Source organism: Paramaledivibacter caminithermalis DSM 15212 (assembly GCF_900142245.1).
Lineage (GTDB): Bacteria > Bacillota > Clostridia > Peptostreptococcales > Caminicellaceae > Paramaledivibacter > Paramaledivibacter caminithermalis.
Map to the genome: position 1 here is coordinate 41702 of NZ_FRAG01000010.1, position 15636 is coordinate 57337.

General features: G+C 32.8%; 17 protein-coding genes. All 17 read left to right on the forward strand.

The annotated features are described in order from the left end of the window. Positions 1-28 precede the first annotated feature (28 nt). The 17 genes from BUB36_RS05795 to minE all read left to right on the forward strand — a co-directional run bounded on the left by BUB36_RS05795 (position 29) and on the right by minE (position 15617). Positions 29-565 carry an ATP-binding protein gene (locus tag BUB36_RS05795; RefSeq protein WP_073147940.1) on the forward strand — a complete coding sequence of 179 codons (537 nt, stop codon included), beginning with the start codon at positions 29-31 and terminating at the stop codon, positions 563-565. 373 nt (positions 566-938) lie between these two features. Then, positions 939-2261 carry an electron transport complex subunit RsxC gene (gene rsxC / locus BUB36_RS05800; RefSeq protein WP_073147942.1) on the forward strand — a complete coding sequence of 441 codons (1323 nt, stop codon included), beginning with the start codon at positions 939-941 and terminating at the stop codon, positions 2259-2261. 15 nt (positions 2262-2276) lie between these two features. Next, positions 2277-3218 carry an RnfABCDGE type electron transport complex subunit D gene (locus tag BUB36_RS05805; RefSeq protein ID WP_073147944.1) on the forward strand — a complete coding sequence of 314 codons (942 nt, stop codon included), beginning with the start codon at positions 2277-2279 and terminating at the stop codon, positions 3216-3218. Position 3219: 1 nt separating this feature from the next. Further along, positions 3220-3807, forward strand: coding sequence for an RnfABCDGE type electron transport complex subunit G (locus tag BUB36_RS05810; RefSeq protein WP_073147946.1), 588 nt, complete (start codon positions 3220-3222; stop codon positions 3805-3807). 18 nt (positions 3808-3825) lie between these two features. Continuing rightward, positions 3826-4419 carry an electron transport complex subunit RsxE gene (rsxE, locus tag BUB36_RS05815; RefSeq protein ID WP_073147948.1) on the forward strand — a complete coding sequence of 198 codons (594 nt, stop codon included), beginning with the start codon at positions 3826-3828 and terminating at the stop codon, positions 4417-4419. Between the two features lie 23 nt (positions 4420-4442). Next, positions 4443-5024, forward strand: a complete 582-nt coding sequence (gene rsxA, locus BUB36_RS05820) for an electron transport complex subunit RsxA (protein WP_073147950.1) — start codon at positions 4443-4445, stop codon at positions 5022-5024. A 41-nt stretch (positions 5025-5065) separates the two neighbouring features. Next, a complete protein-coding gene (rnfB, locus tag BUB36_RS05825; RefSeq protein WP_073147952.1) occupies positions 5066-6049 on the forward strand; it encodes an RnfABCDGE type electron transport complex subunit B in 984 nt (327 codons plus the stop codon). A gap of 346 nt (positions 6050-6395) precedes the next feature. Next, on the forward strand, positions 6396-6644 hold the full coding sequence (locus BUB36_RS05830; RefSeq protein WP_165613041.1) for a DUF4321 domain-containing protein: 249 nt from the start codon (positions 6396-6398) through the stop codon (positions 6642-6644). 7 nt (positions 6645-6651) lie between these two features. Further along, complete coding sequence (locus tag BUB36_RS05835; RefSeq protein ID WP_073147956.1) at positions 6652-7233, forward strand: Maf family protein; 582 nt, start codon at positions 6652-6654, stop codon at positions 7231-7233. Between the two features lie 127 nt (positions 7234-7360). Continuing rightward, positions 7361-8053 carry a RadC family protein gene (radC, locus tag BUB36_RS05840; protein ID WP_073147958.1) on the forward strand — a complete coding sequence of 231 codons (693 nt, stop codon included), beginning with the start codon at positions 7361-7363 and terminating at the stop codon, positions 8051-8053. A gap of 228 nt (positions 8054-8281) precedes the next feature. After that, the gene (locus BUB36_RS05845; protein WP_073147960.1) at positions 8282-9316 is read left to right on the forward strand and encodes a rod shape-determining protein; all 1035 of its coding nucleotides are present in this window, start codon (positions 8282-8284) and stop codon (positions 9314-9316) included. 15 nt (positions 9317-9331) lie between these two features. Further along, positions 9332-10156, forward strand: coding sequence for a rod shape-determining protein MreC (gene mreC / locus BUB36_RS05850; protein ID WP_073147962.1), 825 nt, complete (start codon positions 9332-9334; stop codon positions 10154-10156). Between the two features lie 24 nt (positions 10157-10180). Then, entirely contained in the window at positions 10181-10660 is a 480-nt protein-coding gene (gene mreD / locus BUB36_RS05855; protein ID WP_073147964.1) for a rod shape-determining protein MreD, read from the forward strand. A 15-nt stretch (positions 10661-10675) separates the two neighbouring features. Further along, a complete protein-coding gene (locus tag BUB36_RS05860) occupies positions 10676-13609 on the forward strand; it encodes a penicillin-binding transpeptidase domain-containing protein (RefSeq protein ID WP_073147966.1) in 2934 nt (977 codons plus the stop codon). Between the two features lie 274 nt (positions 13610-13883). Beyond that, positions 13884-14510 carry a septum site-determining protein MinC gene (gene minC / locus BUB36_RS05865; protein ID WP_073147968.1) on the forward strand — a complete coding sequence of 209 codons (627 nt, stop codon included), beginning with the start codon at positions 13884-13886 and terminating at the stop codon, positions 14508-14510. A 21-nt stretch (positions 14511-14531) separates the two neighbouring features. After that, positions 14532-15329 carry a septum site-determining protein MinD gene (gene minD / locus BUB36_RS05870; RefSeq protein ID WP_073147971.1) on the forward strand — a complete coding sequence of 266 codons (798 nt, stop codon included), beginning with the start codon at positions 14532-14534 and terminating at the stop codon, positions 15327-15329. Between the two features lie 12 nt (positions 15330-15341). Then, positions 15342-15617 (forward strand): cell division topological specificity factor MinE, encoded by a 276-nt coding sequence (gene minE / locus BUB36_RS05875; RefSeq protein ID WP_073147973.1) that lies wholly within the window; start codon positions 15342-15344, stop codon positions 15615-15617. The last annotated feature ends 19 nt before the right edge of the window (positions 15618-15636 follow it).

Consider the following 15636-nt stretch of genomic DNA (forward strand, 5'->3'; position numbering starts at 1 on the left):
AGAAATCTATATACAAGGGGAAATAGATATGAGAGAATTATCTATGCATATATTAGATATAGCTCAAAACTCAATTAGTGCAGGTGCATCGGTTATAAAAATTGTTATTGATGAAAACCTTGACAAAGATATTCTTACCATTATAGTTGAAGATAACGGTAAGGGTATGGATAAAGAAGAATTACTTAGAGTAACTAACCCTTTTTTTACGAGTCGAACAACAAGAAGAGTAGGACTAGGAATTCCCATGTTTAAAGCTTCTGCAGAGGCATGTGATGGAACTTTTTATATTGATTCAGCAAAGGGTAAAGGGACCTATGTTAAAGCTACATTTAAACATAGCCATATAGATAGAGTACCACTAGGTAATATGGCTGATACTATGGTGGTATTGATTAGTTCAAATACAAACATTGACTTTGTATATAAGCATAAAAAAAATGATAAGATATATATGCTAGATACTAAGGAGATAAAAGAGGTACTAGGGGAGGTTCCTATAAATAGTATAGAAGTTCTAGAATGGGTAAAAAATAATGTTATTGAAGGGCTTAAAGAATTATAGTGAGCTTGTTTACCAAATCCAAAACATAAAGACCTCAGATGGAGGAACTATTCAATCTAAAGCAGAAAAGCTAAAGCTCCCACTTACAGAAGTAGGAGCTGTATTTTTACGGTTATAAATTTAGATGTAAATTTCTAGAAAAATAGTTTAGGGTATATCTTATAAGAATGTTAAAAAATTATTGAAGATTGACATTGAAATTAATTAGGGTTACCATATTATAGTACTAGATTATAGTGTAATGCATTGTGGTTATTTTTGATGTATTGATTTAAATTTCTCTTTATTTGTAGGCTTGTATACTGTATACTAATATTGTAACATTATACTTTTCAATTTTTTGTTTATAATTACTTTAAGAGGAGTGATTTATATGGGATTATTATCATTTAGAGGAGGTGTTCATCCTCCACACTTTAAAGAGCCTACTTCAAGACTCAAGGTTGAGAAGGCTTTAGAGCCAAAAGTTGTTTCTATTCCACTTAGCCAGCATATCGGAGCTCCATGTGAGCCGTTAGTAAAACCAGGTGACTTGGTTAAGGTTGGTCAAAAAATAGGTGAGGCAACATCCTTTGTGTCAGCACCAGTACACAGTAGTGTTTCAGGAGTAGTAAAAGCCGTAAAAAAAACTGTTACTGCAGGCGGAGAGGGTTTATGTGTGATTATTGAATCCGATGGCTTGAATACACTGGATGAAAGTGTTAAACCAAAGGGTGATATTGACAGCTTAAGTGGAGAGGAAATAAAAAATATTATAAAGGAAGCTGGCATAGTTGGAATGGGCGGAGCTGCATTCCCAACTCATGTTAAGTTATCTCCACCACCTGAGAATAAGGTTGATACAATTATCCTAAATGGAGCTGAATGTGAACCTTATTTAACAGCAGACCATAGGCTTATGTTGGAAAATCCTGATGATATTGTCTATGGATTAAAGGCTATGATGAAGGTTGTTAATGTTGAAAAGGCGTATATAGGTATTGAGGATAACAAGCCAGATGCTATTGAATCAATGAAGCAAGCAGTGAGAAATGAAAAATCAATTGAGATAGTAGGACTGCATACAAAATATCCACAAGGTGCAGAAAAGCAGCTTATATATGCTTGTACAAAGAGAGAAGTTCCTTCTGGTGGACTTCCAATGGCTGTGGGTGTAATTGTAAATAATGTTGCAACCGCAGCGGCTATTGCAAATGCAATAAAAACAGGCATGCCACTTATTGAAAGAATATGTACTGTAACTGGAAAAGGTGTAAAAGAACCTAAGAATTTATTGATAAAGGTAGGGACAAGTTTTAAGGAAATCATCGAACAATGTGGTGGCTATAATGGTAATGTAGGTAAAATCATTATGGGTGGACCTATGATGGGACTTGCTCAACATACTGATGAAATACCTGCTGTAAAAGCAACATCAGGAATATTACTTTTTACTCCTGACGAGGCATCACTTCCAAAACCAAAGAACTGTATTAAATGTGGTAAATGTGTAGAGATTTGTCCTGCATTTTTACAACCATTATATATTAGTGCTTATTCCTTAAACAATATGTTTGAGACTGCAGAAAAATATAATGCATTAGATTGTATAGAATGTGGCTCATGTTCATTTATTTGCCCATCAAAAAGACCACTTTTACAATCAATTCGTGTTGCAAAACGTGAAATCATAGCAAAAAAGAGAAAAACAAAGTAGTTAGGGGGTAATTTGATGGATACTAAATTAATTGTTTCCTCATCACCTCATATTAGATCTGAAGAAACCATAGGTCGTATAATGAGGGATGTTGTTATAGCATTGTTGCCAGCAACACTTGCAGGCATATATTACTTTAGATTTGGAGCAGTGAAGGTTATATTATTTGCTGTATTATCAGCAATCATAACTGAAGCTGCAATTCAAAAGATTAGAAAGCAAGAAGTTACAATAAATGATTGGAGTGCTGTTGTAACGGGATTACTTCTAGCATTTAATATGCCAGCGTCGGCACCATGGTGGATGCCTGTAATAGGATCAATATTTGCAATTGCTATTGTAAAGCAGTTGTTTGGTGGGCTTGGACATAACTTTATGAATCCTGCATTAGCCGCACGTGCTATGCTTTTAGCGTCATGGCCAGTGCAAATGACTAGCTGGGTAACTACTGGTCCAGATGCAGTATCGACAGCGACACCTTTAGCTATAATAGGAGGAGCTGAAGCTGTAGGTGCAGAGGTGCCTTCGTTATTTCAGCTTTTTATAGGTAACCATGGAGGTTGTATAGGCGAAACTTCAGCTTTAGCTTTAATAATTGGTGGCGTTTACTTAGTATATAGAGGAGTAATAACACCTCGTATACCGCTTATTTACATTTCGACTGTTGCCGTTTTAACCTTTATTATGGGTGGTTTCGATCCATTTTTTATGGTTTATCAGGTTTTAGCAGGTGGACTTATGATAGGTGCTATCTATATGGCTACTGATTATGCTTCATCGCCTGTAACTCCAAAAGGTCAGATAATATTTGCATTAGGCTGTGGGATAATCACAAGTATTATTAGGCTATATGGAGGTTATCCAGAAGGTGTATCATATTCTATTTTACTTATGAATGTGGCATCTCCATTAATAGATAAGTATACAAGCCCTAAAGTTTTTGGGGAGGTGAAGTAATATGAAGGAAATAATAAAATTAGGACTTATTTTATTATTGGTATGTGTTGTGGCAGCATTTGCCCTTGCTGTAACTAATGAACTTACCAAGGATCAAATTGCAAGTCAAAGAGAAAAAGCAAGTGAAGAAGCACGTAAAGCTATTTTACCTAACGCAGATAGCTTTAAATCTTTAGAAGAAATAGACAAAGATAAGTTCAATGAAATATTAAGTAACAATGATAAAATAGCAGAAGTTTTTGCAGGATATAAGAGTGATAGTATCGTTGGATATACCTTCAAGACACTACCATCAGGATATGGAGGAACTGTAGAAGTGATGACAGGGATTGATATAGAAGGTACAATTTCAGGGGTTAGGGTAGGTAATCACCAAGAAACACCTGGACTTGGTGCTAATGCAGAGCTTCCAGATTTTTATGATCAATATAAAGATAAAAGCATAGATAAAGAAATTGAGGTTTCCAAAGTAGAGCCAACAAAGGATAATGAAATTCAAGCGATTTCAGGAGCTACAATAACTTCAAATGCTGTAACCTCAGGGGTAAATATTGCTATAAATACCTTCAAGGAAATAACAGGTAAATAAAAGTGGAGGTGAAATATATTGAATCCATTTAAGAATTTGACAAACGGTCTTTTTAAAGAAAATCCCATATTTTTCCAATTATTAGGAATGTGTCCTACATTGGCGGTTACTACTTCTGCTAAAAATGGATTAGGTATGGGACTTGCATCAACAGCAGTTTTACTTTGCTCAAATATAGTTATATCATTGATTAGAAAACTTGTTCCTAGTAAAATTAGGATTCCAATATTCATTGTGGTAATAGCTACCTTCGTTACAATGGTTGGTATGGTCATGGAAGGATATATGCCGACGCTCTTTAAGGCACTAGGGTTGTTTATACCACTAATCGTTGTAAATTGTCTTATACTTGCAAGAGCAGAGGCTTATGCATCTAAAAATTCAGTAATAGGGTCAGCCTTTGATGGCATCGGTATGGGCTTAGGCTTCACATGGGCTTTGACATTGCTAGGAGCTGTTAGAGAATTATTCGGAGCAGGAAGTATTTTTGGTTTTAGTATTTTTGGTGCTGCATATAAGCCAGCTCTAATTATGATATTGCCTCCAGGTGCCTTCTTAGCACTAGGCATACTTTTGGCAATTAATAATGTTTTGAAGTCAAAGTCCGCTTAAGACTTAAGTAAGGAGGGTATGTTATGGAAAATGCGAGTATTTTTGTATTGCTTGTTAGCTCAATACTAGTAAATAACTTTGTTTTATCTAGGTTTTTAGGAATCTGTCCATTTCTAGGGGTTTCTAAGCAAGTAGAAACAGCCACAGGAATGGGAATGGCGGTTACATTTGTTATGACATTAGCAGGGATAATGACATATTTTGTTCAAAAGTTTATATTAATCCCTTTTCATATTGAATACCTACAAACTATAGCCTTTATATTGGTTATAGCGTCATTGGTGCAGTTTGTTGAAATAGTGCTTCAAAAGATGAGTCCTACTCTTTATCAGGCACTTGGAGTATTTTTACCCCTTATAACAACTAACTGTGCGGTTTTAGGTTTAGCTTTATTAAATATACAGTATAAGTTTAATTTAGTTCAGACAATATTTCATTCAATTGGTGCTGCTGTAGGATTTTCATTAGCCATAGTTTTATTTGCAGGTATAAGAGAAAAGTTAGAGGTTGCTGATGTACCTACACCATTTAAAGGTTTTCCTATAGCACTTATTACTGCAAGTTTAATGTCAATAGCATTTTTAGGATTTACAGGCTTAGTTTAAAGCTTATGTCCTTTTGAATGTGATAGAGAAAGGGTGATACTATGGATTTGAATAATATACTTATTGCAGGTGCAAGCTTAGGTGGACTGGGACTTTTATTCGGTGCTGGACTTGCCTTTGCTTCACAAAAGTTTGCAGTAGAGATAGATCCTAGAGCTCTTGCAATAAGAGACGCATTGCCAGGTGCTAACTGCGGTGGGTGTGGATATCCAGGTTGTGATGGATTTGCCAATGCAGTAGTAAAAGGAGAAGCTCCAGTTAATGGATGTCCCGTTGGAGGTCCAGAATGTGCAAGTAAAATTGCTGAAGTAATGGGTGTTGAAGTTGGTAATAGTGTAAAACAAGTTGCAAGGGTGATTTGTAAAGGTGATAATAAGAACTGTAAGGAGAAATATGAATACTTTGGTATTCAAGATTGTAAGGCTGCAGCTATGCTGGGCGGAGGAAGTAAAAGCTGTAGTTATGGATGTTTAGGTCTAGGTACTTGTGTTAAGGCATGTCCATTTGATGCAATAGAAATAACTGATGGAAATGTGGCTAAGATAAATCCAGAAAAATGTACTGCATGTGGAAAGTGTATCGAGGTTTGTCCAAAGAACGTTATTGATTTTGTTCCATACGAGCAGGATGTTATTATTGATTGTAACAACAAAGAATTTGGAAAGCCTGTTAAAGAAAAATGTAGTGTTGGATGTATAGGATGTCAGATTTGTGTTAAGGCGTGTCCTTTTGATGCCATAGAATTTGAGAATAACCTTGCTAAGATAAACTATGAAAAGTGTACAAATTGTATGATATGTGCTGAAAAATGTCCTACAAAGGCTATATATGCTAATTTTGAAAAGCGTAGAAAGGCTGAAATAATAGAAGATGATTGCATTGGTTGTACTTTATGTAAGAGGGTTTGTCCAGTAGATGCAATTGAAGGAGAAGTAAAAAATAAGCATAAAATAATTGAAGACAAATGTATCGGCTGTGGAGCTTGCGAAGAAAAATGTCCTAAAAATGCAATAAAACTGAAATAAAAAAATATGGTAATTAATGTAAACCTATGATATTCTATTGTATAGGAATATCATAGGTTTTTTATATAAAAAAAAGCAACCTATATATTATTTCCTTCTTACCTTGTGGAATTTATGACTAAGCTCCTATTATTTTTATTTGTAAAAAATACTACTTGTAATAACTTTTCCTAAATGCTAAACTTAAACTGTATACAAAGTTTAAGGCTAAGGTTTTCAATGTATTACTAGGTGTTTGATGTTTTAGAATAGTTTACTTTCAAATCCAAATAATAGATATTAATGTATCAATTGGATATAATAAAATATAGAGTGATATATTACTTAATGAGGAGGGGCATCTATAGTGAGAACTAAGAATAGAAACCCATGGCTTTTATTGCTCTTATTGCTAGTGGGATTAGTTATTGGAGGAGTTATTGGAGACATTTTTAGAGATAATGTAAAATGGCTAGGGTATAGTAAATCTATTGGAATCAGTCCAACAACTCTAGATCTAAATGTTTTAAAATTTACCTTTGGATTTATTATGAATATCAACTTGGCAAGTATTATAGGAATAGTGATTTCCTTATTAATATTCAGTAGATTGTAGGTGGATTATGAATAAAAAAATTGTTTTAGCTTCCTCTTCACCTAGAAGACAACAAATATTAAAAAACTTAGATTTGAATTTTGACATTATAAAGAGCAATATAGAGGAGAAAATTAGATATGAAGAATCTCCTGAGCATATTGTTATGGCATTGGCATTGGAAAAAGCTATAGATATATCTAATAGATTAAATGATAGGTCAATAATAATAGCTGCAGATACCATAGTATATAAAGATGAAGTTTTAGGTAAGCCCAAATCCTTTGATGATGCTTTTAATATGTTATCTAGATTACAGGACAATGCTCATCTTGTTTATACAGGATTAGCTGTTATTCAAGGAAATACCTATAAAAAAATTGTTACATATGAAAAAACAATAGTCAAAATAAAGAAGTTATCGGAAGATAAAATTAGAAGGTATATTGAAACTGGAGAAGTTTGGGACAAGGCAGGTTCATATGCTATCCAAGGGTCTGGTTCTACAATAGTAGAGTGGGTTAAAGGAGATTATTTCAATGTTGTGGGATTGCCCATATCAAAGTTGGACGATATATTATCTAACTATTTTGATATAAATCTTATTTAAGTATTAATCTGAATGTCCATTATTTAGTTAGTATATAATAATCAACTGATAGAAGTTTATTTAGGGGTATAGTATAATAAAAAAGATGATTTGTAGGGTTTAGTACTTTTGTTTTGGAGTGTTATTTATGGATAATTTTAATTTGACTATTAAAAGAATGCCGGAGAGTGAAAGACCAAGGGAAAAACTTATAAGATATGGAGCTGATACATTATCTAATAGCGAGCTATTAGCTATACTAATCAGAACTGGTACCAAAGAACACTCTGCTTTGGAACTTGCGAATATTTTATTAAGTCACGAAGATAATGGAATAAGATTTTTAGCCAATTCTACAATAGAAGAATTGAGTAAGATAAAAGGAATAGGTAAAACCAAGGCTTGTCAAATTATAGCTGCAGTAGAATTAGGAAATAGACTATCAAGGAGTCTATTGGAAGTGAAAAAGAGGATAAAGACTCCTAGGGATGTAACAGATATGTTTATTAACGATATGCGTTTTTTAGAAAAGGAGTATTTTAAAGTAATATTCTTAAATACTAAAAATGAGATAATAACTTACGAAACAATATCAATTGGAAGTTTAAATGCCTCCATTGTACATCCAAGAGAGGTTTTTAATAGAGCAATAAAAAAGAGCAGTGCATCTATAATACTTCTGCATAACCATCCAAGTGGCAATCCAGAGCCTAGCAAAGAGGATATCAATATAACAAAAAGATTGATTAAAGCAGGAGAGATAGTAGGTATAGAAGTGCTAGATCATATAATTATTGGAGATGGCAATTATTTTAGCTTAAAAGAAAATTCTTTAATATAAGATGCATGTTTCCTTAATGAATTAATTATAAAAGAAATGTTAAAATGCTTATTGTAGGAATTTAAGTAAAAATTTTAATTTATATGTGTATCAAAGGCTTAGAAATATTGGATTCTTATACATGTATAAATTAAGTTTTACTATGTAAATTCTATAATCTTGATTAAGATATAATTTTAAAGGTTTAGAACAATTGTTAATATTGACAACTGAGGAAGGAGTAAATAAATGGGACTATTCAATTTATTTGGTAAAGATATAGGAATAGACTTAGGAACAGCTAACACATTAGTTAATGTAAAGGGAAAGGGTATAGTTGTACGAGAACCATCGGTGGTGGCGATGCAGGTGGATACAAAGGATGTGCTTGCTGTTGGACTTGAAGCAAAGAAAATGATTGGCAGAACTCCAGGTAATATTGTTGCAATTAGACCTCTTAAAGATGGAGTTATTGCAGATTTTGATACAACTCAGAGTATGTTAAAATATTTTATAAAAAGGGCTAATCCTAAAAATTCAGTAATTTATAGACCTAGGGTTTTAGTTTGTGTTCCCTCTGGAGTTACAGAGGTTGAGAAAAGAGCTGTAATAGATGCTACAGAGCAAGCTGGGGCAAAAGAAGCCTATCTAATCGAAGAACCAATGGCTGCAGCTATTGGAGCAGGACTGCCAGTTGCTGATCCTACAGGGAGTATGGTGGTTGATATTGGAGGAGGCACAACAGAAATAGCTGTTATTTCCCTTGGTGGAATAGTAACTAGTAAATCCATCAGAATAGGTGGAGATGAAATGGATGAAGCAATAGTTCATTATATAAAAAAGGAATATAATCTAATGATAGGAGAAAGAACTGCTGAAGAAACGAAAATTGCTATTGGATCGGCTTTTCCAAAAGCTAAGGAAGAAAAGATGGAAATAAGAGGCAGGGATCTTGTTACTGGATTACCAAAGACACTTACTATTACATCGACAGAGATATTAAATGCTTTAAGCGAACCAGTGAATTCCATAACAGAAGGTATAAAGATCACACTTGAAAAAACACCACCTGAACTCGCATCAGATATAATGGAACATGGTATTATGCTTACGGGTGGGGGAGCACTTTTAGATGGGTTAGACAGGCTTATAAAGGAAGAAACGGGTATGCCCGTAAGAATAGCTGAAGAACCCTTAGATTGTGTTGCCTTAGGAACAGGTGTTGCATTAGAAAATTATGATTTGTTGAGAAGGGTTTTTATATCTCCAAGAAAAAATATTTAAAGTGGTGGTATATAAATGAAAAACTTTTTTAAAAGTAGAATAATGATAGTAACAGTAGTTACTATCATTTTACTAGTTATGATAGGAATTACTTTTGGAGGAAGAAACGATATAACAACAGTTGAAAAGCTAGTTGGAAATGCAATAACTCCAATTCATAAATTTTTTTATCTAGGTAGTAATTTCATGGCGGACATTATAAATCCAGTTATAAATGTATGGAAGCTTGATGAAGAAAACCAAAAACTACGAGAAGAAAATATTAAGCTTCAAAATGAGATAATAAAGTTAAAGCTTAAGATACAGGAATTTGGCGATTTAAAAGGCTTAGAAAGGGCATTAAACTATACAAGAAAAGAGCAGATTGATAATTATGTTACTTGTAATGTTGTAGGGAAAGACCCAGGAAATTGGTTTAATTTATTTACTATAGATGGGGGATTAAAAGATGGTATAACCAAAAATAGTACTGTCATGAATGGTGATGGGCTAATTGGATTAGTTTATGAAGTTGGTGATAATTGGGCAAAGGTTATAGCTATTATTGATAATAGAAGTAGGGTAAGCTTTGAAATACTTAGTGAAAAAAATGATAATATAGGATTAATTAATGGTAATGGAGAAGAACTTTTAAAGGGTTATTTATTTGATACAGAAGCCCAAGTAAGAATTGGGGATGAAATAATAACCTCTGGGTTAGGACTGTATCCAAAGGGTATCTTGATAGGTAGAATAAAAGAGATTATTGTTAAAGAAGATGAACTATTAGAAGGGATTATAGTTGAGCCAAGTGTTAATTTCAAAAAATTGGACAGAGTTTTTGTGATACCAAAACAATAATATGGCTAATTAAAGGGGTTTAAGATGAATGTATATTTATTAATACCGATGATTATATTTAATTTTATTATTCAGGCTACTGTTTTGCAGCATTTTCGCATTGCTGGTATTTTACCTAATACTGCATTGATAATAGTAGTTACTATAAGTATTTTATATGGCAGAAAAAAAGGGATTTTAACAAGTTTTATTGCTGGTTTTTTACAAGATTTATTTTTCAGCAAGGGGATAGGTATAAATATATTAATATATTTATCTATAGCATATTTAATTGGAGGAGTTGAGAACAGGGTTTTTAAAGATAATTATCTTACTCCATTTCTATTGATATGCTTATCTACATTTTTCTATCATAGTGTATATTTTGTTTTAATGCATTTTTTAAGACATCCAGTAAACTATTTGTTTGTTCTAAAAACTATTGTTTTGGGTGAGACAATCTATAATTCCATTTTAGGAATTATCTTTTATAGAATATTTTATAATCAGGTGTATTATAGATAGATTTGGAGGAGAAATATGCTTGACAAATTAAAGGATAGAAATAATCAAGTTATTCTTGGTTTAATATTAATTTTCCTCATTATTTTTGTTCGATTATTAAATTTAACTATTGTAGAAGGAGAAGCAAGGAGGGCAGCTTCTGAAGATATTAGGAAAAAGAATATTTCTATAGTTGCACCTAGGGGAGAAATAAGGGATAGAAATGGTATTTTAATAGCTGGTAATGTCCCTAGCTTTACTGTACAATTAGTTAGAAGTGAATTGCAAGAATTAAATGAAGTAGCAATTAAAATCATTGATATATTAGATAAAAATTCTGAAGAACATATTGAATTTCCAATAATAATTCGGGATGGGGAATATGTATATTCTTATGATTTGGAAATTAATAATTGGCTTGCTTCATTGGGAGAAGAATATGAAAACTTAAGGGATGCTGAAGCAGTTTTTAATAAAATTGTTGCTGATAACTTGCCGATTGAAAATCTAGATAATATAAAAGCTCAAGAATATCTAATTGCAATGGGGATAACCCCTCCTATTTCAGTTAGTAAAATGAAGTTTTTGCCACAAATAAAAAAAGAAAATTTTCTTAAAAACTATGAATTAGATATAAATATAGATGCCAAAGAAGCATTTAGGAAAATAAGAAAGAAATATAAAATAGATGATGAATATTCTGATATAGATGCAAGGAAAATTTTAACTATAAGACATGCATTGAATCAATTAGGATATCTTCAATATAAACCTTTAAGAATAGCAAATGATATTTCTGAAAAAACTGCGATACTCATAGAGGAAGCAGGAATGGATTTACCAGGTATAAGTGTTGTTATTGAACCTAAAAGATATTATCCTAAGGGAGAAATGGCTGCTCACATACTAGGCTATCTTGGGAAAATATCCAATGAATATGAAATAAAGAAATATGTTAATGAAAATAGTTATTCGAGAAATGATATAATTGGAAAAACAGGGATTGAAGGTAGATATGAATTAGTATTAAAAGGAGAAAATGGTATTAAATCTGTTGAAGTTGACACCTATGGGAGAACGGTAAAGGAACTGGATTATGAGAAAAAACCAAAACCAGGTAAAGATATATATTTAACTATAGATTCAAATTTACAAAAGGTAGCAGAGGAATCCCTCAAGCACGCTCTTGAGGAAATACAAAGGGGTGGAACCTTTAAAAGTAAATGGGGAGATTATAAGTATAAAGAAAGCTTTCCAAATGCAAAGGCAGGTGCTGTAGTGGTTACTGATGTAAATACAGGGGAAGTTTTAGCTTTAGCAAGCTATCCAGCTTATGACCCCAATCTTTTTGCCTCAGGTATATCTAGTAAAGATTGGCAAAGTTTACAACCTGTAAATAAGAGAGACCCTATAGCACCAAGTCCCCTTTTGAATATTGCTACTATCACAGCGGTACAACCAGGATCAATATTTAAAATGATTACGGGTTTAGCTGCAGCTGAAGAGGGCCTTGACCCTAATAAAAAGTTATATGATGGTGGGGTCATAAGAAGGGGTTCTAAAACCTTTGGATGTTGGCTTTGGAATCAGTATAGAGCTTCCCACGGATATGTAGACTTGATAAAGGCTATAGAACATTCATGTAACTATTATATGTATGATGTAGTCAATGGATATGACTATTATAAAAACGAACCATTGGGAATAGATATGAATGTTAACAAGCTAATAGATTATGCCAAGCTCTTTGGTTTAGGTGAAAGTACAGGTATTGAAATTTCAGAGATAGCTCCTGGAGTTCCCGATCCTGACAAGAAATCGGAAACTATATTACTATACATGGAAAGAAGACTTTATAAAATTAGTAAAGACTATTTTCCAGAGGACATATTAAATGATGAGAGTAAATTAAAGGGCTGTATAGACGAAATATTAAGCTGGGCCGATGAAAATCCTTCTAGAGGTGAGATAATAAGAAGACTTATAAAAATGGGTGTGGAAGAATCAAAATTAGACGGTCTAGCAGATATAATAAAATTTGATTACTTTAATCAAATGGATTTTAAAGAGGGAGATGCCTTTAATCTGGCAATAGGACAAGGGTCACATGCTTATACTCCCGTTCAAATGGCTAGATATATTTCTGCAATTGCTAATGGTGGTTATTTAAATGAATTGACTTTAATAAAGAAGATTGCAGATGAAGAACAATCAAAGGAAGATAAGAAACGAAAGATTGAATTTAATAATGAAAACATTCTTGATTATATAAAAGAGGGTATGAGAAGGGTCAATGCAACTGGTACAGCTAGAGGGGTATTTAATGGATTTATAGGCGTTGCAGGAAAAACGGGAACGGCTGAAAGAGATGGAAAAATCCCTCCTTTAGATGAAGTAAAATATTTAAAACAGCATTTAAAGGATATTGCTCCTAATCTTTCGTTAAACACCATTACAACTGAATCATCTGCAATATTTAAACAGCGAAAGGAAGAATTATTGGCATTGCAAAAAGAATCAGAGATACTTCAAGAAAAAATCTTATCGTTAAAGCAGCAACATGAAAAAGCTAATAATGAAAAAGAAAAAGAACAAATTAATAAGGATATGGAAGAAGTAAAAAATAGAAAAAACAGAGTAAAGAATGAGATTATCAACAAGTTGACCCGTGGCTACTTTGATGAGGGTTCAATAATGAGAGAAGCCATAAAAAGATTAACAAATAATAATATCACAGATGAGATGATTGATAAATTTAAAAGTGATTATGATAACTTTGCATGGTTTGTTTCCTTTGCACCATATGAAAAGCCTGAGATAGCAGTTGTAGTATTGCTATTTCAAGGAGGCCATGGAGGGTATGGCGCACCGATAGCCAAGGAGATAATAGGGACATATTTAGAAACAAATGCTCAAAATTTACCAGAAGATGTTAAAAATTTTCTTAATCCAAATGATCATTTGAATTAAGAGGATCAATAGCTGAGGATACATAGTACCTCGGCATTATTTATAATAAAATCTTTTTTTAAAAGAAGGAATATGTAATCCGTTGAAGAATAATAAATATATCCTATTTTTTATTTTGAATTAAAATAAAGTTGAGTGGTATTCTAATAATATAGATATTACATTAAAATAGTTAATTTATACGCATCAAAACCATTTAGAAGCACTTGATATTTTGATATGTAGAGATTATTAGAAATCTATGTATTGGTTTTGAATATGGAGGTAGCATTAAATGGCTCTAAAAAACAATATAGAATTCAAGGGGACAAAGGATGGGTTAATTATTCATTTTAATGAAGCTTGTGAATATGAAAAGCTAAAGGAACAATTGATAGAAAAAATAGAAAATGCAAGGAGTTTTTTTAAGGGAGCTAGAATTGCTGGAATAGAGGGAAAAAGCTTAAGCAGTAATGAAGAAAGTGAAATTATTGACTTGATAAATAATAGATATGGAATGATTATGGTAGAAAAACCAATAACATTATCTAAAAAAGAAGAAGTTTTTATGGGGCTTGATGAAGGGATAACTAGGTTTATAAAGTCAACTGTACGTTCAGGTATTAAAATTGAATTTAAGGGTAATTTGGTGATTATGGGAGATGTAAATCCAGGTGCTGAAGTTGTTGCCTATGGCAATATAGTTGTAATGGGTACGTTGAGAGGAACAGCACATGCTGGTGCAAACGGTAATAATAAAGCCTTTGTATCTGCTATCAAACTAGTGCCTACTCAGCTAAGAATAGGGAAATTCATAGCTAGAGCGCCAGATAATGGATGTAATGATCCTAAATATCCAGAAAAAGCTTTTATAAAGGATGACATGATCCAAATTGAACCCTACATTACGAAAAGTAGATAATTAAAGTAGGAGGGAATTACCATGGGAGAAGTTATTGTTGTTACATCTGGAAAAGGTGGAGTTGGTAAAACAACTACTACAGCAAATATTGGTGCAGCTCTTGCAATGCAGAATAAAAGTGTTGTTGTTATTGATGCTGATATAGGACTTAGAAATTTAGATGTCGTTTTAGGATTAGAAAATAGAATAGTATATGACCTTGTTGATGTAGTTGAAGGAGTTTGTCGACTTAAGCAAGGATTAATAAGGGATAAAAGATTTGATGGGCTTCATTTGTTACCAGCTGCACAAACAAAGGATAAGACAGCTGTTTCACCTAAACAGATGATAAATCTATGTAAAGAACTTAAAGAAATGTATGATTATGTTTTGGTTGACTGTCCAGCAGGTATTGAACAAGGCTTCAAGAATGCTATAGCTGGTGCTGATAGAGCTATTGTAGTAACTACACCAGAAATATCGGCTGTAAGGGATGCCGACAGAATTATTGGATTATTAGAAGCAGCTGAAATTAATAATCCTATGCTGATAATAAATAGGATAAGGATAGAAATGGTAAAAAAAGGAGATATGATGAATATTGAAGATATGACAGATATATTAGCCATAGACCTTTTAGGAATAGTTCCTGATGATGAATATATCGTTATATCTACGAATAAAGGTGAACCAGCAGTTAGGGATGAAAAATCCATGGCTGGACAAGCCTTTAGAAATATTGCTAAGAGACTAATAGGGGAAGAGGTTCCCTTTATGGATTTAGAGATACAGGAAGGCTTTATAGGTAGGCTTGCTAAGTTGTTCGGGATAAGTAAATAAGGGGGGTAACAGATGTTAGATGTATTTAAATTCTTTGGTAAAGATGAAGGGAGTAGTAAAGACCTTGCTAAAGAAAGATTGAAATTAGTATTAGTTCATGATAGAACAAATTGCTCACCTAATTTTTTAGAAATGGTAAAAGGAGATTTGCTTAATGTAATTTCAGATTATATGGAAATCGAAGAAGACGGATTAGATATTAGAATTACTAAGACAAAACGAAGCGATGATAGCGTTATGCCTGCACTTATTGCTAATATTCCAATAAAAAAGATGAAAGATAGGTAGTTAAGTTTGTTTTTGCCCC